Genomic DNA, 20,014 nt, shown 5'->3' with positions numbered 1-20,014 from the left:
GGGGCGGCCCCGAACGGTGGCGTTGCAGGCGGCGGCTGTCGACGGGGCTGGTCGCGCAGTTCCCCGCGCCCCTGAGGCCTCAGGGGCGCGGGGAACTGCGCGCGCAACCGGCCACAACCCGCAGCCTGCGGCAGACAGGCGGGGCAGCCCCTGCCCAGCAGTCACGGCACAGGACCACCGGAAGCAGCGGCGTCGGCCCTACGCTGCTGTGCCATGCAGCAGACGCGCCTCGACACCGCCCGGATCCGGGCGGCCCGCCGAGTCATCGACCCGATATTTCTCGACACTCCGCTGTACCGCTGCGAGGCGCTGGAGCCCGGCCTCGGGTGCACGGTCAGCATCAAGCTGGAAACGGCGAACCCGGTCCGCAGCTTCAAGGCCCGCGGCACCGAGGTGGTCGCGAGCCGACTCGCCGAGCGTGGCGAGCGAGCCGTGGTGTGCGCCAGCGCGGGCAACCTGGGCCAAGCCCTCGCCTGGTCCGGGCGCGGCCGGGGGCTCGACGTCACCGTCGTGGCCTCCCGCTTCGCGACCGCCGCCAAGCTCGACCGCATCCGCGCACTGGGCGCCGGGCTGGAACTGGTGGACGGCGATCACGAGAGGGCGCGCGAGAGGGCGGCGGCCCTCGCGCGCCGCGACGGCATCCGGCTGGTCGAAGACAGCCTGGACGTCGAGACGTGCGAGGGCGCGGCGACCATCGGCCTGGAGCTGGTGGCCGCCGCCCCGTCGTTCGACACCGTCCTGATCGCCCTCGGCGGCGGGGCGCTGGCCACCGGCGTGGGGCATGTGGTGAAGGCCATGGCGCCCGAGGCCGAGGTGATCTGCGTCCAGCCGCTGGGCGCACCGGCGATGACGCGCTCGTGGCGCCATCGGCGCGTCGTCACCACCGACTCGACCGACACCATCGCTGACGGCGTCGCCGGACGGTGTCCCATCCCGGCCGTCCTGGACGACCTCCTCCTGGTCGCCGACGACGCCGTCCTGGTCGAGGAGGCGTCGATCGTCGCCGGTATGAGGATGCTCCTCGACCACGCCGGTCTCGTCGTCGAACCGTCCGCCGCGCTGGGCGTCGCGGCGATCCTCGAAGACCGCGACCGCTTCGCCGGCCGGCACGTCGTCACCATCATGTGCGGCAGCAATGTCGACATGGACGCCTATCACCGCTGGGTCGGTGCGGCTCCCCGACGGCCCGGTGCTACCTCAGGTGCCGGGTGAGGAACTGGCCCGCGGCGTCGCCCGCGAACCGGGGGACGCCTGTGTGTCCGCCCATGTTGGCGTGCAGGGTCTTCTCCTCGGAGCCGAAGGCGTCGAAGAGGTCCAGGGCCGCCTGCCGGTCGTTGCCTTCGTCGTCCCACTGCAGCAGGACGTGCAGCGGAATGGTGACCTGGCGGGCCTCCTCGTACATGACGCGGGGGATGAAACTCCCGGCGAACAGGACGGCGGCCGAGATACGCGGCTCGACCACCGCCAGCCGGGTCCCGATGGAGATCACTCCGCCCGAGTAACCGACCGGGCCGCCGATCCCGGGCAGCGCCAGGAGGGCGTCCAGGGCGGTCCGCCATTCCGGGACCGCCCTGTCGACCAGCGGGAGGACGAGGGCGTCGATGGTCTCGTCGGCGACCGGTTCACCCGCCTGCAGCGCCCTGCGCATATCGGCGAGGGCCTGCTCGGCGCCGGGCAGGCGGGGCCGGTCACCGCTCCCGGGGAGCTCGATGGTGGCCGTGGCGAAACCCTCCGCCGCGCAGTGTTGGGCTCGGGCCGCCAGCCGGGGGTACATCTTGCGCAGCCCGAGGGGAGGGTGGCCGAGCAGGATCAGCGGGGCCGGTGCGGACGCGGTCGCGGTCGCGGACGCGGTCGCGGGCGTCCACAGGATGCCGGGGATCTCGCCGAGGGTGAATTCGCGTTCGAGGACGCCGTCGTCGAGACGCTGTTCAGAGGTGAAGTGCATGGTCGTGCCTTTCAGGAGTGCCTTTGAACGGCGCTCCCGGACGACCTATCGCCCGACCGTGACTCCGGAGGGGAGCACCCATGTCGATACTGCGTTCACGGGTACCACCTCCTCGTTCTCTCGCACGGCCGCCGGAAACCTAGCAGTGGCCGCCGTGGTTCCGCCAACGCATTTTCGCGGCGGTGCCTGCTGGTGCCGCGCCTACCAGGGGACGACCTGGCCCTCGTGGTCCACGAAGTGCAGGCCGGGCTTCCCCCGGTGGCGCTCGATCGTCTCCGCCACCCCGGGGACGCTCTCCTCGACGCTGAGCTCGGCCTCGGGGCCGCCGAGCTCCGTGCGGACCCAGCCCGGGTCCATGAGGAGCAGCGTGCGGGTGTCCTCCGCGTTCCGGGCGGCGTAGCAGCGCATCAGCTGGTTCAGCGCGGACTTGCTCGCCCGGTACAGGTCCTGCCCGCCCTCGGTGTTGAGGGAGACGCTGCCCTGGTCGGAGGACATGACGCCGAGGGTCCCGTCCGGCGCCACCAGGGGGCGCAGGGTCTCCAGGACGCGCATCGGGCTGAGGGCGTTGGTGACCATGACCTCGGTGAACATCTCCGTGGGCACCTCGCCGATCGGCAGGTCCCCTCGGGTGATGGCGGCGTTGACGAAGAGCAGGTCGAGGGAGCGGCCCGCGAGCCGCCCGCGCAGCCGTTCGTGCAGCGCCGCCACCTGCTCCGGGTCCGTCATCTCCAGCGACTCGACGGTCAACCGCCCGTCCGACGTCTCCGCCAGCTCGTGGAGCCCGGTACGCCCGCCGCCCCGCACCGTGCCGATCACGTCCCAGCCCCGGCGGAGCAGTTCGGCGGCGAGCCCGAGGCCCAGGGTGCGCGAGGCGCCGATGACGAGGGCAGACCTGCGGGTGTCGTTCATGTGATTCCTCTCGTACGGAACGGTCGATCTCCCCGCAAGTCTCCGAGCGGCCCCGGGCGGGCGTCCAATACCCTTCGCGCCGCATTGATACCGTCAGGGCATGGATCTCGATCTGCGCAAGCTGCGCTATTTCGTCGCGGTGGCCGAGCACCGGCACTTCGGCAGGGCGGCGCAGGCGCTGTTCATCGCGCAGCCGGTGCTCAGCCGCCAGATCCGCGCGTTCGAGCAGGAGCTGGGCTGCCCGCTCTTCACCCGGACCACGCGCAGCGTCGAACTCACGGCGGCGGGGCAGCAGTTGTACGAGGAGGCGGCGGGGATCGGCACCGTGGTGGACGGGGCGCTGCGGCGCGTGCACGAGGCCGGGCGGGGCGGGGAACGTCTCGTCGTCGCCTTCTCCGCCGGACTCCCCGTCTCGGACGCGATCCGGGCGTTCACCGCGCGCCGTCCCGACGTCGAGATCGACGTCTTCCCGCTGCCCTGGGCGGAGCGGGACGCGCCGCTCCGCGACGGCCGCGCCCATGTGGGCCACCTCCGCCGCCCCTTCGACGACTCAGGGCTCCACACCGTCCCCGTCGGCCACGACACCAAGGTCGCCTGCCTCCCGGCGAGCCATCCGCTCGCCGGGCGCGGCACCGTGACGACGGCCGATCTCGACGGAGAGCCGGTTCTCGACGTCAGGGCGCGGCGGAAGGTCTCGCTGGAGGAGAAGTTCGAGCTCATCGCCTCGGGCCAGGGCATCGCCCACGTCCCCGTCAGCGTCGCGGCCTCGTACTCACGCCCGGACCTGGTCTTCCTGCCCGTCACCGACGCCCCTCCCGTCGAGACCTGCCTCGCCGCGCCGGAGACCGGACTCACCACCTCCGTACGGGAGTTCCTGGAGATCGCTACCGCGACGCTGCGTCGGCCCGTACGTCCGCGCGCGTACGGGTGAGGACGGCGCGCAGCTCCGCGAGGGGGATCTTCGGCCGCCGGTCGGCGGTGAGGAGGCCGTTGATCTCCTGCTCGGTGTCGGTGAACTGGGTGTAGCAGAACCCGGCGAGGCCCGCGTCCACGGCCGCGTCCACCAGGGCCGAGAGCCGGTCGGCGAAGTCCTGCTCGGTCGCCACGGTGTCGTAGCCGAACCAGGTCGCGCCCTCGGCGGGTTCGAAGGTCGCGCCGCCGAACTCGCTGAGTACGACGGGCTGTCCCTCGTGGCGCACCCCGTCGAGGGTGAGCCGCCGCGCGCCGGGCCACCGCTCGCGCAACTCGCCGCGCCGCAGGGAGGGGTGGCCGTAGCGCTCGCGCAGCACGTCCGCGTGCTGGGTGTAGTCGTGGACGCCCCAGATGTCGGCGGCGGAGATCTCCCAGCCGTCGTTGGAGACGGCCGGGCGGGAGGGGTCGAGGGCCTTGGTGAGGTGGTAGAGGGCGTCCATGAAGTGGCGCTGCTCGGGGACGTGCGCGGGGTGGGGGACGGACCAGGACTCGTTGAACGGGATCCAGGCGACGATCGAGGGGTGGCTGAGGTCGCGGGTGACCGCCTCGGTCCACTCCCGGGTGACCCGCTCGACGGTGGTGGTGCCGAAGGCGTACGCCGACGGCATCTCCTCCCACAGCAGCAGCCCGAGCCGGTCGGCCCAGTACAGGAAGCGGGGGTCCTCGACCTTCTGGTGGAGGCGGAGCCCGTTGAGCCCGATCTCCTTGGCGAGTTCGGCCTCGCGGCGCAGCTCGTCGGCGGGGGCGGCGAGATGGGAGGCGGGCCAGTAGCCCTGCTGGAGGGCGAAGCGCAGGAAGTACGGCTTGTGGTTGAGCAGGAAGACGCCGTCGTCCCAGCCGATGTCGCGCAGGCCGAGGTAGGAGGCGACCCGGTCGACGGGGGTGTCGTCCGCCGCCTCGCTGAGCGTCACCGTCGCGTCCACGAGATGCGGGTGCTCGGGGGACCACAGCAGGTCGTCGAGGTCCTGCGCGTGCCGCAGCGCGGGCACCGCGACGTCGAACACGGTCTCCTGCTCCTCCGTCCGTATCCGCTGCTCGGCGAGCACGCGCGTGCCGTGCGTCAGCCGCACGGTCACGTTCAGCGCGCGCCCCGGCCACCGGCTCAGGCGCAGCCGCGCGCGGACGCGGGCGTGGGCGACGTCCGGCGTCCAGTGCAGGACCGTGACGTGGTCCTCGGGGACCTCCTCCAGCCACACCGGCTGCCAGATGCCGGAGGTGCGGTGGTACCAGATGACGTGCGGGTCCGCGCGCCAGTCCTGCTTGCCGCGCGGCTGCGTCGCGTCGAGCGGCTGGTCCTCGGCCCGTACGACGACGAGCTGTTCGCCGTCCTCCGTGACGGCCTCGGTCAGATCGCAGGTGAAGCCCGTGTGCCCGCCCTCGTGGCTGCCGACCGGGCGGCCGTTCACCCACACCTCGGCCCGGTGGTCGACGGCGCCGAAGTGCAGCAGGAGGCGGCGGCCCGGCGCGGGCCGGTCCAGCTCGACCGTACGCCGGTACCACAGCACCGGGTGGAAGCCGGGGTCCTGGACGCCCGAGGCCGCTGACTCGGGCGGGTAGGGCACGGTGACGGTCCGGGTGAACGGGCCGGTCACCTCCGGGTCCATCCAGCGCTCCGACCTGCCGCGGTCCGCGTCGTCGTGGGCGAACCGCCACGGACCGCTCAGGTCCCGCCAGTCCGGGTCGCGGACGAGCTGGGGCCGGGGGTGACCGGCGGCGTCCAGATGGGTGCAGGGCATACGTGATCTCCGGTGTGTCGTACAGGTGAGCGGAAGGAACAAGCAGGTCTAGGAGGAGCGGAGGTCCACGACCGTGGCGGCGAACGCCAGCGGACCCGGTAGCAGCGGCACCATCAGCGGCATCGCCCAGGCGAGGACCGCGGCCAGCAGCACGGCGGCGGCCAGCAGCAGAGTGCCGCGCGGATCGGCGACCGTACGGACCAGGGCCTCGCGCACGGAGAGCCGGTACGGCGCCTCCAGCGCGGTCGCGCGCAGCCCCACGACCGCGGCGCCCAGCGCGAGCAGCGCCAGCGCGAGCGCCATGGCACCGGCCCCGGGCAGCGTGCCGCGCACCAGCGCCGCGTCGACGAGCAGGACGAGGGCGAGCAGCGGCGGGACCAGTCCGGCGGCGAGCGTACGAGCCGTCAGGCGGGCCCGCAGCCCGCGGACGTAGGCACCGGCCTGGACCGGCTCGCCCCGCATGGTCCCGCGCAGCGTCGCGGAGGCGGTGGCGAAGGCGGCCGGGGCCGTGAGCACGGGCAGGCAGGCGACGGTGGTGAGCAGCCCGACGAGCAGCATGTCGGCGAAGAGGGTGAAGCCGGACCCGAAGACCTCTCCGGGCTCGCGGGCGGGGGCCTGGCGTGTGTCCACGGCGGCTCAGCCCTTCAGCCCGGAGGTCGCCATGCCCTGCACCAGGTAGCGCTGGAAGACGAAGAAGAAGAGCACGATCGGCAGCACGGAGATCACCGACATTGCGAACATCGGCCCGTACGCGGAGGTGCTGGACTGGTCGACGAAGCTGCGCAGGGCGAGCGTGATGGTGAAGTTCTCCGGCGCGAAGAGATAGATCATCTGCGTGAAGAAGTCGTTCCACGTCCAGATGAAGGTGAAGATGGCCGTCGTGATCAGCGCGGGGCGGCTCAGCGGCAGCGTGATGGACCAGTACGTACGGAAGGCGCCGCAGCCGTCGATCCGCGCCGACTCCTCCAGCTCGCGCGGCAGGCCCCGCATGAACTGCACGATCAGGAAGACGAAGAACGCCTCCGTGGCCAGGAACTTCGGCAGGATCAGCGGCCAGTACGTGTCCACCATGCCGAGCTGGTTGAACATGATGTACTGCGGGATCAGCACGACATGGTGCGGCAGCATCAGCGTCGCGACCATGAAGGCGAACATCACCCCGCGCATCCGGAAGCGGAGCCGCGCGAAGGCGTACGCGGCGAGCGAGCAGGACACCACGTTGCCGACGACGGCGCCCCCGGCGATCAGCAGCGAGTTGCCCAGCAGCCGGGCCACGGAGACGCCGGACACGCCCTTCAGCGCGGTCGAGTAGTTCCCCCACTCCACATGGCTGGGCCACAGGTCGAGGCTGGTCACCACCTCCTCGGCGGGCTTGAGCGAGGTGGCCAGCAGCCAGGCCAGGGGGTACAGCAGGACGAGCAGGGCCACGGCGCCCGTCGCGTGCGGCAGCCAGCGTTTGTCGGCGAGGTTCATCGCCCCTCCTCGTCCGCGTAGAAGACCCAGGACCTGGAGGTCCGGAACAGGATGACGGTGATCGCGCCGACGGCGAGGAGCAGGAGCCAGGCCATCGCCGCCGCGTATCCCATGTGGGAGGCGGAGAAGCCGCGCTCGTAGAGGTAGAGCGTGTAGAAGTTCATCGAGTCGGCGGGCCCGCCGTCGCCGGAGCTGATGGCGAAGGCCGGGGTGAAGACCTGGAAGGACTGGATCATCTCCAGCACCAGGTTGAAGAAGACGACGGGGGAGAGCATCGGCACGGTGATCGAGACGAACTGCCGCCAGCGGCCCGCGCCGTCCAGCTCCGCCGCCTCGTACAGGTCCGGCGAGATCTGCTGCAGCCCCGCGAGGAAGATCACCATGGGTGCGCCGAACTGCCACACGGTCAGCAGGACGACGGCGAAGACCGCCAGGTCCGGATTGCCGACCCAGCCACCGGTGTCGATGCCGACCCACCCGAGGACGTTCGCGACGGAGCCGCCGTCGTTGAAGAGCGCCCGCCACACCAGGGCGATGGACATGCTGGCGCCGAGCAGCGAGGGTGCGTAGAACGCGGAGCGGTAGAAGGCGCGGCCCCGGCCGAGGTTCTTCAGCAGCATCGCTGCGCCGAGCGCGAGCGCCAGCTTCAGCGGCACGGCCACCACGACGTAGAGCAGCGTGGTGCCGACCGACCGCCAGTAGCGGGGGTCCTCGGTGAGCATCTCGGTGTAGTTGCGCAGGCCCACCCAGTGCGGCGCGTCCAGCAGGTTGTAGTCGGTGAACGACAGATACAGCGAGACGGCCATCGGGATCAGCGTGAGCACGCCCGCGCCGATCATCCACGGCGAGAGGAACACATAGGCGGGCCACTGCCGTTCCCGCACCCGGCGGCGCGGCCTACGGGGAGGCCGCCCCTTCTCCGTCCGTTCCTCGCGCACCGGCGCCCTGGTCGACACAGCGATCATGACCTCAGCTCCCGGTTCGCCTCGTCGATCAGTTCGCGGGCGCCCTGCCGTGGGCTGGTCCGCTCGTACATCACGCGCTCGTAGACCCGCTTGAAGGCGGTCTGGACCGCGACGTCGCCCTTCGGGGGCGCGGGCGGCGGGGCGTCCACGCCGTACTTCTCCATCGTCCGCGCGTACTCGTAGATCTCCCGCTCCGGGCCCTTGAGGGTCTTGGCGACGCGTGCCGCGAGCTTCCGGTTCGGCGGCGTGGAGCGGGTGAAGCCCAGGATGTCGGCCGCGCGCGGGTCGTTGAGGAGGAAGTCGACCAGCGCGAGCGCCTCCTCGGGATGCTTGCTCTGCGACCCGACGCCGTACAGCATCGACGGCTTGAAGTAGGCACCCTGGCGCCCGCGCGTCGTGGGTACGGGCGCGAAGTGGACGTCCTCGCCGAGCAGCGCCGTGTACCCGGGGAACGGCGCGTCCCAGGTGAAGTCGGCGGCGGCGAGCCCGCGTGCCATCGGGGTCAGCTCCGTCGATCTGGCCTGCGAGGTGTCCTTGGCCTGCGCGACGGCACCCTTCCGGCGGAGCGTGTCGCAGAACGTCCAGAACTCGGTGAGGTCGTCCTCCGTGAACCCGAGCTCCGTCTGGCTCGCGTACAGCTTCCCGCCGCGCCCGCGCAGCCAGACCTCGAAGATGTCCTCGTTGGTCCCGCCGTCGTTGGCGCCCGCGACACGGCGCCCGTCGGGGGACTTCAGGCGCAGGGCCGCGATGTCCCCGGCGGCCTCCGTGAAGTCCCGCCAGGTCCAGTCGGGCCCAGGGGTGGGGACACCGGCCTTCTTGTAGAGCGCGGAGTCGTAGGCGTATCCCGTGATGCCGCGGCCCGAGGGCAGCGCGTAGAACTTGCCCATGTACGTGCCCGTGCGCAGGAATTCCCGGTCCATCGCGGACGTACGGAGCGTGCCGTCCTCGATGGCGTCGCCCAGCGGCAGGAGCGCGTCGCCGCCCGCGTACTGGGAGATCTGGCGGTAGTCGAGCTGGGCCACGTCGGGGATGCCGCCGCCCGCCGCCTGCGTGGCCAGCTTCTGCATGTACGAGCCGAAGTCGGCGTTCGACGTCTGGACGGTGACGCCCGGGTGCTCCTTCTCGAAGAGGCGTACGGCCTTCTCGGTGCGGGCGGCGCGGTCGTCGTTGCCCCACCAGGTGAAGGTGAGGGTGACTCCGCCGGACGTTCCGCCGCTCGCGGTGGAACACGCGGAGAGCGTGCCCGTCAGGGCGGTGCCGAGACCGGCGGCCGCCGAGGCCAGAACGGCCCGGCGTGGCAGTCGGCGCCGGCCACTTGGTGGCTCGGACATGGGTGCCTTCCAGGGATGGGACGTGGATGGGGGAGCGAGGGAGAAGGGCGCGTGCGTCCGTCAGAGGTCGGGATAGACGTCCAGGCGGCCGCACATGCCGAAGCGTCCGCGCGCGCCGGGCCCGGTCGCGGCGACGCGGGCCCCGGTCAGGTGGTGCGGGTCCCCGTCGCGCAGCGCGGCGAGCTGGGCGCCGGTCGCGTCCGTCGCGGCGCGGGCGCCCTCGCGCCAGCGCCGCTCCCAGTCGTCGAGACGGGGGCGTACGAGCGCGGCGGCGGCCCGCTGGAACTCCGCCAGCGGCTCGGGGTCGCCGCCCTCGGTCGCGTCGCGCAGCTCCAGGAACCAGCGGGTCGCCAGGTCGCGGCGGGCACGGGCGGCGTCCGCCTGCGCGTCCTCGGGAACGTCCGGAGGGATGCGGACGGCCTCCGCGTACGTCTCCGCGTCGGCGAGCAGGTCGGGCGGCAGGGTCAGCACCGCGTCGCCCGCCTCGGGCAGCCCCCTGTTCTGCATCACGACGGTGATCTCCAGACCGCCGCCGTTGGTGCCGGTGGTGCTGTTGGCGCCGTTGGTGAGGCGGTGGATCGTGCCGGGCGTGAACCAGGCGACCGTGCCCGGCTCCAGCGCCGTCTCCCGGTAGCCGGAGGTGGTGAGGGTCTGCACGGTCCCGCTGCCCGCCGTCACCACGTACCCCTCGCCGCACGTCAGATGCAGATGCGGGGTGCCGCCGCCGGGCAGCCCGTCGACGGTCGGCCAGTCGTACACCCGCAGCCGGGAGACGCCGACCGCACCGGGGAAGCCGTCGTATCCCGCGGTCACCACGCGTGCCCCGCCAGGTGCGCGGCGACGCGCTCGCGGTCCCAGGCGCCGTCGGCGACCGTCACGCGGTAGGCGCGGGAGAGGGTGTCGCCGGGGGCGAGGACGAGTTCCTCGTGGAACGCCCAGGACGGCGCGACGGCGGCGAACGGATCGCTGCGCACGAACCAGTGCGCCGGGTGCGTCCCCTTCTCTCCCGCGTGGTCGTTGGCCGGGGCGTGCTCGAAGACGACGGTGGCGTGGCCGTCGATGCCGTCGTGCTCACCGACGTACGCGAGCCAGGGCGCCTGGCTGCCCATCGGCTCGGCGTCGCCGCCGTCCGCTTCGGGGGTGAAGACCCGCCCGTCGCGGAACGCGCGCGGGCCGCGCCAGAACAGCCCCGTGTACCCGGCGGCGGGGCGGCCGTGGGTGGTGGGGCTGCCGAAGCGCAGCTGCTCGGCACGCCGGTTGGTGACCGCCGAGGTCCAGGTCAGCGACCAGGCACCGGCCCCGGTGTCCACGTCGCACACCTCCACGCGGCGCTCCTCCTCGGCCCACAGCTCCCCGTCGTACGGATGCCAGGTCAGCCGCTCGGCGAGCACCGCGCGGTCGCCCTCGGCCCGGACCTCCTCGAAGGCGACGTGCGCCATCGAGCCGACGCGCTCGGGCAGCGGGAGATAGCCCTCGCCGTGCACATAGGTGTTGCCGCCCCACAGGTTCTGGCCCGAGAGGTGGGAGGCGGTGAGCTGGAGGCCCTTGTGCCAGCGGTGGTCGTTCGGGCGGTAGTCGGTGACCAGCCCGCCCGCCAGGGTCCGGACCGGGTGGAGATAGGGCTTGGGCGCCTCCCACGCGGCCTCGGGCCTGTAGACGTAGGCGAACAGCTCGGTGCCGGTCTCCTCGTGGGCCACGGTGATCCGGTCGCCGTGGGCGTGGGTCAGTGCGAGCGTCATGCGTGCTCCTCTTCCTTGAGCGCCGGGGCCCAGCCCGGGGCGCCGCCGTGCAGCGCGGTGTAGTACGGGTCGCCGGGGCCGATCTCCCCCGCGCGCACCGGGGCGTCGGTGAACGCGGACTTGTAGAGACCGGTGATGAGTTCGAGCGTCCGGCGCCCGCCCGCGCCGCTGGTCGCGTGCCGCCGCCCCGCGCGGATGTCGGCGACGAGCGTGCGGAGCTGGGCCAGGTGCGAGCTGGGCTCGTCGGGGCCGAAGTCGCGCCAGGCCGCCACGGTCTCCTCGGCGACGCCGGGCGCTGGGGTGAGGCGCCAGTCCGCGTTGCGGTACCCGTACAGATGCGTCAGCTCGATGGTGGCGCGCTCGCAGTCGATGCGGATCCGGCTCACCTCGTCGGGGCTCAGCACGCTGTTGACGACGGTGGCCACGGCCCCGCTCGCGAAGCGGACCTGCGCCGTCGAGACGTCCTCGCTCTCGACGTCGTGCACGAGCCGCGCCGCCATGCCGCGCACCTCGGACCAGGGGCCCATCAGGTCCAGCAGCAGATCCGTCTGGTGGATGCCGTGCCCCATGGCGGGCCCGCCGCCCTCGGTCGCCCAACGGCCGCGCCACGGCACCGCGTAGTACGCGGCGTCCCGGTACCAGGTCGTCTGGCAGTGGGCCACCAGCGGACGGCCGAACGCGCCCTCGCGCAGCAGGCGGCGCACATGGCGTGCCCCGGAGCCGAACCGGTGCTGGAAGACGATCGAGGCGTACGGACCGGCGTCGCCGCCCTTCTCCGCCGCCTCCACCGCGTCGTAGTCGGCCAGCGACGGACACGGGGGCTTCTCGCACCACACCCAGGCACCGGCCCGCAGCGCGGCCACCGACTGCTCGCGGTGCACGGCGGGCGGGGTGCACAGCACGACGAGGTCAGGGCGGACCTCGTCGAGCATCGCGTCGAGATCGGTCGACGCGTAGGGGATCCCGGACTCGTCGGCGAACGCGCGCACCGCGTCCGCGTCGACGTCGACCGCGGCGACGAGCTCCGTGCCGCCCTCGGCGGCGAGCGTGCGCAGCGCGGGCAGATGACTGCCGCGCGCGATCCCTCCCGTACCGACCACGGCGGTACGCAGCGGGGAGCTGGGGTGGTGCGGAGACATGCGGCCCCTCTCGTGAGGCGGGCGGGCGGAGCCCGGCGGGCTGCGCGAACGCGAGTTCCAACGTTGTAACCGCCGTGTATCTCCGGGGTCAACCCTCCGTCGGGAAAGATCCGCACCCGGGCCCCGCCGTCCCCAAGTGCGCGAAGACCGTGCATAATCGGGGTGACGTCGAGGAGAGGGCAGGTCAGTGGCAGCAGCGACACTCAAGGACGTGGCCGAGCGCGCGGGGGTGTCCATCAAGACCGTGTCCAACGTTGTACGGGGCGCCCCGAGGGTCTCCGAGGCGACGCGGACGCGGGTGATGCAGGCCGTGGGCGAACTCGGCTACCGGCCCAACCCCTCCGCGCGCCGCCTGCGCACCGGACGCAGCGGCCTGATCGCGCTCGTCGTCCCCGAGCTGACCACGCCGTACTTCGCGGAGCTCGCCCACCACGTACGGGCGGAGGCCGCCGAGCTGGGCTTCACCGTCCTCATCGAGGAGACCAGGGGCAGTGCCACGGAGGAGCTGCGGCTCGCCACCGGGGTGGGCGCCTCACTGCTGGACGGGGTGATCCTCTCGCCGCTGCGCGTGTCGCCCGACGAACTCGCCGCCGTCGCGGCCGGGTTCCCCCTGGTCCTGCTCGGCGAACGCAGCTACGACCGTGACAGTGTCGTCGCCGACCATGTGCTGATCGACAACGTCGCGGCGGCGCGCGAGGTCACCGCGCACCTCGCGGACCTCGGCCGCACGCGGATCGCCGCCATCGGCGTGGACCGGCAGGCGTCGGCGACCAGCCGCCAGCGCCTGGAAGGCTTCCAGCAGGCCCTGCACGAGGCCGGTCTGACCTACGACCCCCGCCTCGCGCCGCACGTGCAGGAGTTCGACCGGCGCAACGGCCTCCAGGCCATGCGCACCCTCGCGGCACTGCCCGCCGGTGAGCGCCCCGACGCGGTGTTCTGCTTCAGCGATCTCCTCGCCCTCGGCGCCCAACGGGCCCTGTACGAGGCGGAGCTGAGCGTCCCCGGTGACGTCGCCCTGGCGAGCATCGACGGCACCGAGGAAGCGCTCTACGCCACGCCCTCCCTCACCTCCGTGGTCCCCGACAAGAGGGCGCTGGCCTCGCTGGCCGTCAAGTGCCTCGCGGCCCGCATCCGCTCGGAGGAGCCGCTTCCGTTCGAGCTGCACCTCGCGCCGTACTGGCTGGAGACCCGCGAGTCCACGGGAGGGGGCCGCCGGGAGCTGCCCGCCTGAGCGGCTCCCGGATCCAGGGGACTACCAGCGGTACCAGCGGCCCCGTTTGCCGCCGGCCCCTGCCGGGCGGACGAGGAATCCGACGAGCCACAGGACGAGCACGATCAGCGCCGCCCACCACAGCGCCTTGAGCGCGAAGCCCGCGCCGAAGAGGACGACGGCGAGCAGGAGCACGAGTAGCAGTGCTGCCATGGTTATCCACCTCCGCGAGCCGAGTTCCCCTGCGCCCCCGGACCATGCCCCCACCGCTCTGGCCTTCTGCGGCCCGGCGGTCCACCATGCGCGCGCGGACCGGAACCATCCGGAGGGAGGCGGTCGGCATGCACGGACCATACGAGGAGGGGGTGCGGGACGTGTTCGCGCCCGCGTCCCTGGGGCCGGTGCGGCTGCGCAACCGGGTCATCAAGGCCGCCACCTTCGAAGGCGCCACCCCCGAGGGGCTGGTCACCGACCAGCTCGTCGACTACCACCGGCGTCCCGCCGAGGGCGGGGTGGGGATGACGACCGTGGCGTACTGCGCGGTCGCGCCGGAGGGCCGCACCGAACGCCGCCAGATCTGGATGCGCCCCGAGGCCGTCCCCGGGCTGCGGCGGCTGACGGACGCCGTGCATCAGGAAGGGGCCGCTGTCAGCGCCCAGTTGGGGCACGCGGGGCCGGTGGCCGACGCCCGCTCCAACCGGCTGCCCGCGCTGGCCCCCGGCCGCCGGTTCAATCCGCTCAGCATGCGCCGTACGCGCGCCGCGACGGCCGGGGACCTGGCGGGCGTCGTCCGCGCCCACGCCGAGGCGGCCCGGCTCGCCGCCGAGTCGGGCTTCGACGCCGTCGAACTCCACCTCGGCCACAACTACCTGGCCAGCGCCTTCCTCAGCCCCCTGCTCAACGACCGCGACGACGCCTACGGCCGCGACCTCGCCGGACGCGCCAAGCTGGCCCGCGACATCGGCCGCGCCGTGCGCGACGAGGTCGGCGACCGTGTCGCGATCACCGCGAAGCTCAACATGACCGACGGCGTACGGGGCGGCCTCGCCGTCGAGGACAGCGTCCAGGTCGCCTCCTGGCTGCAGGAGGACGGCTCCGTCGACGCCCTCACGCTCACGGCGGGCAGCTCCCTGCTCAACCCCATGTACCTCTTCCGCGGGGACGCGCCCCTGGCGGAGTTCGCCGCCGCGTTCCCCCCGCCGCAACGGCTCGGCATCCGGCTCTTCGGCCGACGGTTCCTGCGCGCGTACCCGTACGAGGAGGCGTACCTGCTGCCGCTGGCACGCCGCTTCACCGGCCTCGCGCTCCCGCTGGTCCTGCTCGGCGGGATCTCCGAACGGGAGACGATGGAACGGGCGATGGCGGAGGGGTTCGCGTTCGTGGCGATGGCCCGCGCGCTGCTGCGCGAACCGGACCTCGTCCGCCGCCTCGCCGCCGACCCGGCGGCCACCTCCCTGTGCATCCACTGCAACCGCTGCATGCCGACGATCTACTCCGGCACCCGCTGCCCCGTGCGCGAGGGCGGGTGAGCGGCGGCAGGCCCGCCGTCGGGCGGGTCGTCTCCGGCCGACTCCAGGACCTCCTGCTGTGCGGGCCGGTCACGGGCCAGGCGTGCCCGGGAGTCGGCCGTTGCGCTCTCGATGGCGCGGCGCTCCCTCGCGTCGCGCGCGTCCTGGCGCCGCAACGCCGCCTCGCTGCGGTCCAGCCTGCTGTGGCTGGCCGCCAGCAGCGCGCGGGCCCGGTCGATCGCCTCGTACGAGCGCTGCCGCTGGCCGGAGACGGTCTGCCCGATCGAACGGGCCTGCTGGTCCAATCGGCCTTCTCGCCTGTCGGCCGCTCGCTCGCGCTCGTCGGCCACGCGCTCGCGTTCGTCGGCGGTCCGCTCGCGCTCGTCCGCCAGGCGCTCCCGTTCGTCCGCCGCCCACTCGCGCCGGTCGACGGCCGACTCCCGTTCATCGACCGCTCGCTCCCGCTCATCAGCCACGATGTCGGCCGAAGCGCACTGCCCGTCCTCACGACCCGTACCCATGCCGACAGTGTGCCCGCACATCCCCCGGGCCGAGACAGGCCCGGGGGATGTGCGGGGCGGGGCCGGGTCAGCGGACGACGTCGAAGACGTTCAGCTGCATGCCGTTCGCATAGCCCTCGTGCTCGACGAGCCCGTGCATGATGACCGGGTCGCCCTCGGTCTCCTTCACGGAGTCTCAGCGGAACGTTCCAGCACCACCACCGGGATGACCCGGTCGCTGCGTGCCTCGTACGTGCGGTACACCGGCGCCATGTCGGTCATCAGCCGCCACAGCCGCTCGCGCTCCGCGCCCTCCGCGGTGCGGGCCCGTACGGCGAAGCGTTCGCCGCGGACCTGGATCTCGGCCTCGGGGTCGGCGACCAGGTTGAGGTACCAGAGGGGGTGGGTGTGCGTGACCGCCGAACCGGAGGCGACCAGCACGTAGCGGTCTCCGTCCACGCCGTAGAACAGGCCCGTCCGGTACCGCTTCCCGCTCCTCCTGCCCCGGTACGTGAGGACGAGGTTGGGTGAGCCGCCCTCCAGGTGGCCGCTCGCGCCGTCCGTCGCGAGGTAGCGGCGGACGTGCTCGGCCACCGAGGGGTCGGGGCTGTCGAAGACCTCGGCCGTCGGGGCGCCCATGTCAGTGTCCCCCCAGCCCCTGCGCGAAGCCGCCGTCGACCGCCAGTTCGACGTTGGTGGTGAACGTCGCGCCCTCGGCGAGGAAGAGCGCCGCGGCGGCGACCTCTTCGACGGTGCCGTTCCGCCGCAGCGGCGTCGCCTGGTCGCCCTGTCGCCGGAACTCCTCGCGCTGCTCCTCGGTCAGGTCGGGCACGCCCATGGTCGGCGTGTCGATGTAGCCGGGGGCCACGCTGTTGACGCGGATGCGCCGGGGCAGCAGCTCGGCCGCGAGGACGTGCGCGAAGGCGCGCATCGCCTCCTTCGACGCCGAGTACGCGCTCAGCCCCGGGAAGACCACGTCGTTGGCGACGGTGGTGAAGACCACCGAGCCGCCGTCGTTGAGCAGGGGCGCGAGCCGCTGCACGGTGAAGAACGTGCCCTTCGCGTTGACCGCGAAGTGCCTGTCCCACGCGTCCTCCGTCACGTCCGCCAGCTCGGCGAACTGCGCGATGCCGTGGTTGACGAAGAGGTGGTCGACGCGGCCGAGCCGCTCGCCGACCACGTCGCCGAGCGCCGCGATGTCCGCCATGCTGCCCGCGTCGGACCGTACGACGTGCGCGGCCTCGCCCTTGAGCGCGGTGCGCGCCTCCTCAAGAGTGCGCTCGTTGCGCCCGGTCAGCACCACCTCGGTGCCGCGGGCGAGCAGTTCGCGCACGATCGCGAGCCCCATGCCGTGGGTGCCACCGGTGACTACGGCCTTCTTCATGATCTGCTCCGTTCCGTTTCGTTGCTGCTGGTGACAAAGGTGGCCGGGGGCGCTTTCGATCTTCTGTCGGTTCTCTTGCGGTTATCGTGTGCGCATGCGATTCGGGGTGCTGGGGCCGCTCGTCGTGTGGTCGCCGGACGGGGAACCCGTCGCCGTCCCCGAGGCGAGGGTGCGGAAGCTGCTGGCGTGCCTGCTCGTCGCCCCGGGGCGCGTGGTCTCCACCGACCGCCTCGTGGACGAGCTGTGGGGCGACGACGTCCCGGCCCGCCCCTCCGGCGCCCTGCAGACCCTCGTCTCCCGGCTGCGCCGCGCGGTCGGCGCCGAGTTGGTGGTGCGCCGCCCGCCGGGCTATCTGCTGGACGTCGCGGCGGACGCGGTCGACAGCGGCCGCTTCGCCGCGCTCGTCGCACGGGCGGGACAGGGCGCACGGGCGGGACAGGGCGCCGAGGGCTCCGGTGAGCGGGACCTCGCCGAGGCGCTCGGGTTGTGGCGCGGCGACGCGTTCGCCGGGTTCGCCGACGAGCCCTTCGCGCTCACGGCCGCCGCCGCGCTGGAGGAACAGCGCCTGGTGGCGTGGGAGGCCCTCGCCGAGGCACGGCTGCGCCGGGGCGACCACGCGGCGCTCGCCGCCGAGCTGGGCCCGGTCGTCGCGCGGCACCCCCTGCGGGAACGGCTGCGCGTCGCGCACCTGCGTGCCCTGCACGGAGCCGGACGGACGACCGAGGCGCTCGACGGCTACCAGCGGCTGCGCCGCGTGCTCCGTGACGAGCTGGGCCTCGAACCGGGCGCGGAACTGGCGGCCCTGCACCAGCGGCTGCTGCGCGGCGAGGAGCCGAAGGAACGCCCCGAGCCGCCCGCCGCCGCGCTCCCCGTCCCACCCACCGCACTCGTCGGGCGGGACGGTGCCGTCGCCGAGGTGCGCGAACTGCTCGGCGCGCACCGCCTGGTGACGCTCACCGGGCCGGGCGGCGTGGGCAAGACCAGGCTCGCGCTGGAGGCGGCGCGTGGCCAGGACGGGGCGCGGCTCGTCGAACTCGCCGGTCTGCCACGGCGTACGACGGTGGACGCCCTGGCCGACGCCGTCGCCGCCGCCCTCGGCATCCGCGACGGCTCCCGCCCGCGTCCGCCCGTACAGCGGCTGACCGACGCGCTGCGCGGCGGAGCGCGGGAGCGGCTGCTCGTGCTCGACAACTGCGAGCACGTCGTCGAGTCCGTCGCCTCCCTCGTCTCCCGGATACGGCGCGCCCCGGGCGTGGACGTGCGGGTGCTGGCCACGAGCCGGGAGCCGCTCGGCCTCGCGGGCGAGCACCTGTGGGAGGTGCCGCCGCTCGACGTCCCGGCGCCGGGCGCGGCGCCCGCCGAGGTGCTGCGCTCCGGGGCCGTACGGCTGTTCGCCGCGCGCGCGGCGGCAGCGGCCCCCGGGTTCACGGTGTCGGCCGAGGACGCGGAGGCGGTCGCCACGATCTGCCGCCGTATCGACGGCATCCCGCTCGCCATCGAACTGGCCTCCGCGCGCGTACGCGTGCTGGACGCCGCCGAGCTGGCCGACCGGCTCGACGACCGGTTCGCCGTGCTCACCGGCGGCCCGCGCGACGCGCCGCCGCGCCAGCGGACGCTCAGCGCGGTGCTCGACTGGAGCTGGGAGCTGCTGACCGCCGCCGAACGGACGGTGCTGCGCCGCCTCACCGTCTTCGCGGACGGCTGTACGCTCGCCGCCGCCGAGGCCGTCTGCTCCGGCGACGGCGTGCACCGCTCCGAGGTCCTCGACCTGCTCGCCCGCCTCGTCGACCGCTCCCTGGTCGCCGTCTCCCGTACGGCCGAGGGGCAGCGCTACGTCCTCCTGGAATCGGTGTCCGCCTACGGGGCCCGGCAGCTCGAAGCCCAGGAGCGCGACCGGGTCCGGCGTGCGCACGCCGCGTACTGCGTGACGTTCGCGGAGGAGGCGGCCGGACATCTGTGCGGCCCCGACCAGCGGCACTGGCTGCGCCGCCTCGACGCCGAGACCGGCAATCTGCGCCGGGCGCTGGAGGACGAGGCGGCCGCGCCCCGGCTGGCGAGGGCGCTGACCTGGTACTGGTTCCTGCGCGGCCGGCTCACCGAGGCGGCCCGCGCGACGGCGGGCACGCGCACCGACGACGCCGTGGCCGCCGCCTGGCACGCCGGGTTCCGCCTGCTGACCGGCGAGGCGGTGGAGAGCGGCGAGGCCGTGGAGAGCGGCGAGCTGCCCCGCCTGCACGCCGCCGTCACCGACCCCGGCGAACGGGCGCGGGCCGCGTGGTTCCTCGGCCACGCGGCGACCCGGTTCGGCGAACTGGCCGTGGGCGAGGCCCTGATCGAGACCGCGTTCGACCAGTTCGAGCGGCTCGGCCACCGCTGGGGCCTCGCGGCGGCCGCGAGCATGCGCGCCCTGCAGCGCCTCGTCCGCGGCCACCTCGACGCGGCCGCGGCGGACGCCGAACGGAGCCTGGCCCTGTTCGCCGAGACCGGCGACCGCTGGGGCCGCGTCCAGGCGTACGCCGTCCTCGGACGCCTCGCGGAGATCGCGGGCGACTACGCCGCCGCCGCGGGCCGCCAGCACGAAGCCGTCGCGCTCGCCGAGGAGCTGGCGCTGTGGCCCGAGGTCTCGATGCGCTGGTCCGAACTGGGCCGCCTCGCGCTGCTGGAGGGCGACCACGACCGCGCCGACGAGCTCCACGAGCGGGGCCGCGCCGTCGCCGTCGCGCACGGCGACCCGGCGGGCCGGGAGTTCGCCGAGGTGGGCCTCGCCCTGGCCGCGCGCCGCCGCGGCCGGTACGCCAGGGCGGAGGAGCTGCTGCGTCCGTGGCTGGAGTGGAACCGCCGCTTCGAGGCCGACAACGGCGCCGCGCTGATCCTCGCGGAACTCGGCTTCGCCGCCGAGCAGCGCGGCGACCCGCGGGCCGCGCTCGACCTCCACACCCAGGGCCTCGCCGCGGCCCGCCGCACGGGCGACCCTCGCGCGCTCGCCCTCGCCCTGGAGGGCCTCGCCGGAGCCCGCGTACTGGCGGGCAGCCCGCGCCGCGCCCGCACCACGCTGGGCGCGGCAGCACGCCTGCGCGCCTCCGTGGGCGCGCCCTTGCCGCCCGGCGAACGCGGCGACGTCGCCCGTATCGAGGCGGCACTGCGCGCCGCGTCGGTGGGGATGCCGGAGGGGCGCTGACGTCCGTCGCTCGTACGCGTCGGGG

Annotated in this window: 19 protein-coding genes; 5 read left to right on the top strand and 14 right to left on the bottom strand. The window is 73.6% G+C overall.

The window, feature by feature from the left end; all coding sequences use genetic code 11:
* Nucleotides 1-213: 213 nt before the first annotated feature.
* Complete coding sequence (locus ACGF3A_RS26635) at nucleotides 214-1,212, top strand: threonine/serine dehydratase (protein WP_393732851.1); 999 nt, start codon at nucleotides 214-216, stop codon at nucleotides 1,210-1,212.
* On the opposite strand, the gene ACGF3A_RS26630 is transcribed toward ACGF3A_RS26635, so the two are convergent.
* Together ACGF3A_RS26630 and ACGF3A_RS26625 are read right to left on the bottom strand one after the other, a co-directional pair.
* Nucleotides 1,193-1,945 carry an alpha/beta hydrolase gene (locus ACGF3A_RS26630; protein WP_393732850.1) on the bottom strand — a complete coding sequence of 251 codons (753 nt, stop codon included), beginning with the start codon at nucleotides 1,943-1,945 and terminating at the stop codon, nucleotides 1,193-1,195. The two genes, ACGF3A_RS26635 and ACGF3A_RS26630, sit on opposite strands and share 20 nt — an antisense overlap.
* 201 nt (nucleotides 1,946-2,146) lie before the next feature.
* Nucleotides 2,147-2,854, bottom strand: a complete 708-nt coding sequence (locus tag ACGF3A_RS26625) for an SDR family oxidoreductase (protein WP_393732849.1) — start codon at nucleotides 2,852-2,854, stop codon at nucleotides 2,147-2,149.
* Between the two features lie 100 nt (nucleotides 2,855-2,954).
* Between ACGF3A_RS26625 and ACGF3A_RS26620 the strand changes: the two genes are divergently transcribed.
* A complete protein-coding gene (locus ACGF3A_RS26620; RefSeq protein ID WP_393732848.1) occupies nucleotides 2,955-3,785 on the top strand; it encodes a LysR family transcriptional regulator in 831 nt (276 codons plus the stop codon).
* On the opposite strand, the gene ACGF3A_RS26615 is transcribed toward ACGF3A_RS26620, so the two are convergent.
* From ACGF3A_RS26615 to ACGF3A_RS26580, 8 genes are read right to left on the bottom strand one after another with little or no spacing between them, the layout of a single operon-like run.
* Nucleotides 3,739-5,562, bottom strand: coding sequence for a sugar-binding domain-containing protein (locus ACGF3A_RS26615; protein WP_393732847.1), 1,824 nt, complete (start codon nucleotides 5,560-5,562; stop codon nucleotides 3,739-3,741). The genes ACGF3A_RS26620 and ACGF3A_RS26615 overlap by 47 nt on opposite strands.
* A 48-nt stretch (nucleotides 5,563-5,610) precedes the next feature.
* Entirely contained in the window at nucleotides 5,611-6,192 is a 582-nt protein-coding gene (locus tag ACGF3A_RS26610) for a hypothetical protein (protein WP_393732846.1), read from the bottom strand.
* A gap of 6 nt (nucleotides 6,193-6,198) precedes the next feature.
* On the bottom strand, nucleotides 6,199-7,035 hold the full coding sequence (locus tag ACGF3A_RS26605; RefSeq protein WP_393732845.1) for a carbohydrate ABC transporter permease: 837 nt from the start codon (nucleotides 7,033-7,035) through the stop codon (nucleotides 6,199-6,201).
* A complete protein-coding gene (locus ACGF3A_RS26600; RefSeq protein ID WP_393732844.1) occupies nucleotides 7,032-8,000 on the bottom strand; it encodes a carbohydrate ABC transporter permease in 969 nt (322 codons plus the stop codon). Before ACGF3A_RS26600 ends, ACGF3A_RS26605 begins: the two co-directional genes overlap by 4 nt.
* Nucleotides 7,997-9,331, bottom strand: a complete 1,335-nt coding sequence (locus tag ACGF3A_RS26595; RefSeq protein WP_393732843.1) for an ABC transporter substrate-binding protein — start codon at nucleotides 9,329-9,331, stop codon at nucleotides 7,997-7,999. Before ACGF3A_RS26595 ends, ACGF3A_RS26600 begins: the two co-directional genes overlap by 4 nt.
* A 60-nt stretch (nucleotides 9,332-9,391) precedes the next feature.
* The gene (locus tag ACGF3A_RS26590) at nucleotides 9,392-10,147 is read right to left on the bottom strand and encodes a cupin domain-containing protein (RefSeq protein ID WP_393732842.1); all 756 of its coding nucleotides are present in this window, start codon (nucleotides 10,145-10,147) and stop codon (nucleotides 9,392-9,394) included.
* Complete coding sequence (locus tag ACGF3A_RS26585; RefSeq protein WP_393732841.1) at nucleotides 10,141-11,070, bottom strand: PmoA family protein; 930 nt, start codon at nucleotides 11,068-11,070, stop codon at nucleotides 10,141-10,143. Before ACGF3A_RS26585 ends, ACGF3A_RS26590 begins: the two co-directional genes overlap by 7 nt.
* Nucleotides 11,067-12,209: a Gfo/Idh/MocA family protein gene (locus ACGF3A_RS26580; RefSeq protein ID WP_393732840.1), complete on the bottom strand. Its 1,143-nt coding sequence runs from the start codon at nucleotides 12,207-12,209 to the stop codon at nucleotides 11,067-11,069. Before ACGF3A_RS26580 ends, ACGF3A_RS26585 begins: the two co-directional genes overlap by 4 nt.
* 187 nt (nucleotides 12,210-12,396) lie before the next feature.
* Here ACGF3A_RS26580 and ACGF3A_RS26575 point away from each other — a divergent pair, with 187 nt between their 5' ends.
* The gene (locus ACGF3A_RS26575) at nucleotides 12,397-13,440 is read left to right on the top strand and encodes a LacI family DNA-binding transcriptional regulator (RefSeq protein WP_393732839.1); all 1,044 of its coding nucleotides are present in this window, start codon (nucleotides 12,397-12,399) and stop codon (nucleotides 13,438-13,440) included.
* Between the two features lie 21 nt (nucleotides 13,441-13,461).
* Here the strand turns inward: ACGF3A_RS26575 and ACGF3A_RS26570 are convergent, their stop codons facing one another.
* Nucleotides 13,462-13,632 carry a hydrophobic protein gene (locus ACGF3A_RS26570; protein WP_393732838.1) on the bottom strand — a complete coding sequence of 57 codons (171 nt, stop codon included), beginning with the start codon at nucleotides 13,630-13,632 and terminating at the stop codon, nucleotides 13,462-13,464.
* Between the two features lie 128 nt (nucleotides 13,633-13,760).
* Between ACGF3A_RS26570 and ACGF3A_RS26565 the strand changes: the two genes are divergently transcribed.
* A complete protein-coding gene (locus tag ACGF3A_RS26565; protein ID WP_393732837.1) occupies nucleotides 13,761-14,948 on the top strand; it encodes an NADH:flavin oxidoreductase in 1,188 nt (395 codons plus the stop codon).
* On the opposite strand, the gene ACGF3A_RS26560 is transcribed toward ACGF3A_RS26565, so the two are convergent.
* From ACGF3A_RS26560 to ACGF3A_RS26550, 3 genes are all read right to left on the bottom strand, one after another.
* Entirely contained in the window at nucleotides 14,909-15,448 is a 540-nt protein-coding gene (locus tag ACGF3A_RS26560; protein ID WP_393732836.1) for a hypothetical protein, read from the bottom strand. The two genes, ACGF3A_RS26565 and ACGF3A_RS26560, sit on opposite strands and share 40 nt — an antisense overlap.
* 165 nt (nucleotides 15,449-15,613) lie before the next feature.
* Nucleotides 15,614-16,066: a nitroreductase family deazaflavin-dependent oxidoreductase gene (locus tag ACGF3A_RS26555; protein WP_393732835.1), complete on the bottom strand. Its 453-nt coding sequence runs from the start codon at nucleotides 16,064-16,066 to the stop codon at nucleotides 15,614-15,616.
* Between the two features lies 1 nt (nucleotide 16,067).
* Nucleotides 16,068-16,811, bottom strand: coding sequence for an SDR family oxidoreductase (locus tag ACGF3A_RS26550; protein ID WP_393732834.1), 744 nt, complete (start codon nucleotides 16,809-16,811; stop codon nucleotides 16,068-16,070).
* A gap of 94 nt (nucleotides 16,812-16,905) precedes the next feature.
* Here ACGF3A_RS26550 and ACGF3A_RS26545 point away from each other — a divergent pair, with 94 nt between their 5' ends.
* Complete coding sequence (locus ACGF3A_RS26545) at nucleotides 16,906-19,989, top strand: BTAD domain-containing putative transcriptional regulator (protein WP_393732833.1); 3,084 nt, start codon at nucleotides 16,906-16,908, stop codon at nucleotides 19,987-19,989.
* Nucleotides 19,990-20,014 lie beyond the last annotated feature (25 nt).

Source organism: Streptomyces sp. NPDC048172, from assembly GCF_043202595.1.
Classification (GTDB): domain Bacteria; phylum Actinomycetota; class Actinomycetes; order Streptomycetales; family Streptomycetaceae; genus Streptomyces.
The sequence above is the reverse complement of the archived record's forward strand: the minus strand, read 5'-3'. Positions and strand labels throughout refer to the sequence as shown.

Excerpts from the sequence above, each read along its gene's own strand:
- ACGF3A_RS26635 (WP_393732851.1), top strand. The coding sequence starts at position 214 with ATGCAGCAGACGCGCCTCGACACCGCCCGGATCCGGGCGGCCCGCCGA.
- ACGF3A_RS26630 (WP_393732850.1), bottom strand. The coding sequence starts at position 1,945 with ATGCACTTCACCTCTGAACAGCGTCTCGACGACGGCGTCCTCGAACGC.
- ACGF3A_RS26625 (WP_393732849.1), bottom strand. The coding sequence starts at position 2,854 with ATGAACGACACCCGCAGGTCTGCCCTCGTCATCGGCGCCTCGCGCACC.
- ACGF3A_RS26620 (WP_393732848.1), top strand. The coding sequence starts at position 2,955 with ATGGATCTCGATCTGCGCAAGCTGCGCTATTTCGTCGCGGTGGCCGAG.
- ACGF3A_RS26615 (WP_393732847.1), bottom strand. The coding sequence starts at position 5,562 with ATGCCCTGCACCCATCTGGACGCCGCCGGTCACCCCCGGCCCCAGCTC.
- ACGF3A_RS26605 (WP_393732845.1), bottom strand. The coding sequence starts at position 7,035 with ATGAACCTCGCCGACAAACGCTGGCTGCCGCACGCGACGGGCGCCGTG.
- ACGF3A_RS26600 (WP_393732844.1), bottom strand. The coding sequence starts at position 8,000 with ATGATCGCTGTGTCGACCAGGGCGCCGGTGCGCGAGGAACGGACGGAG.
- ACGF3A_RS26595 (WP_393732843.1), bottom strand. The coding sequence starts at position 9,331 with ATGTCCGAGCCACCAAGTGGCCGGCGCCGACTGCCACGCCGGGCCGTT.
- ACGF3A_RS26585 (WP_393732841.1), bottom strand. The coding sequence starts at position 11,070 with ATGACGCTCGCACTGACCCACGCCCACGGCGACCGGATCACCGTGGCC.
- ACGF3A_RS26580 (WP_393732840.1), bottom strand. The coding sequence starts at position 12,209 with ATGTCTCCGCACCACCCCAGCTCCCCGCTGCGTACCGCCGTGGTCGGT.
- ACGF3A_RS26570 (WP_393732838.1), bottom strand. The coding sequence starts at position 13,632 with ATGGCAGCACTGCTACTCGTGCTCCTGCTCGCCGTCGTCCTCTTCGGC.
- ACGF3A_RS26565 (WP_393732837.1), top strand. The coding sequence starts at position 13,761 with ATGCACGGACCATACGAGGAGGGGGTGCGGGACGTGTTCGCGCCCGCG.
- ACGF3A_RS26560 (WP_393732836.1), bottom strand. The coding sequence starts at position 15,448 with ATGGGTACGGGTCGTGAGGACGGGCAGTGCGCTTCGGCCGACATCGTG.
- ACGF3A_RS26555 (WP_393732835.1), bottom strand. The coding sequence starts at position 16,066 with ATGGGCGCCCCGACGGCCGAGGTCTTCGACAGCCCCGACCCCTCGGTG.
- ACGF3A_RS26550 (WP_393732834.1), bottom strand. The coding sequence starts at position 16,811 with ATGAAGAAGGCCGTAGTCACCGGTGGCACCCACGGCATGGGGCTCGCG.
- ACGF3A_RS26545 (WP_393732833.1), top strand. The coding sequence starts at position 16,906 with ATGCGATTCGGGGTGCTGGGGCCGCTCGTCGTGTGGTCGCCGGACGGG.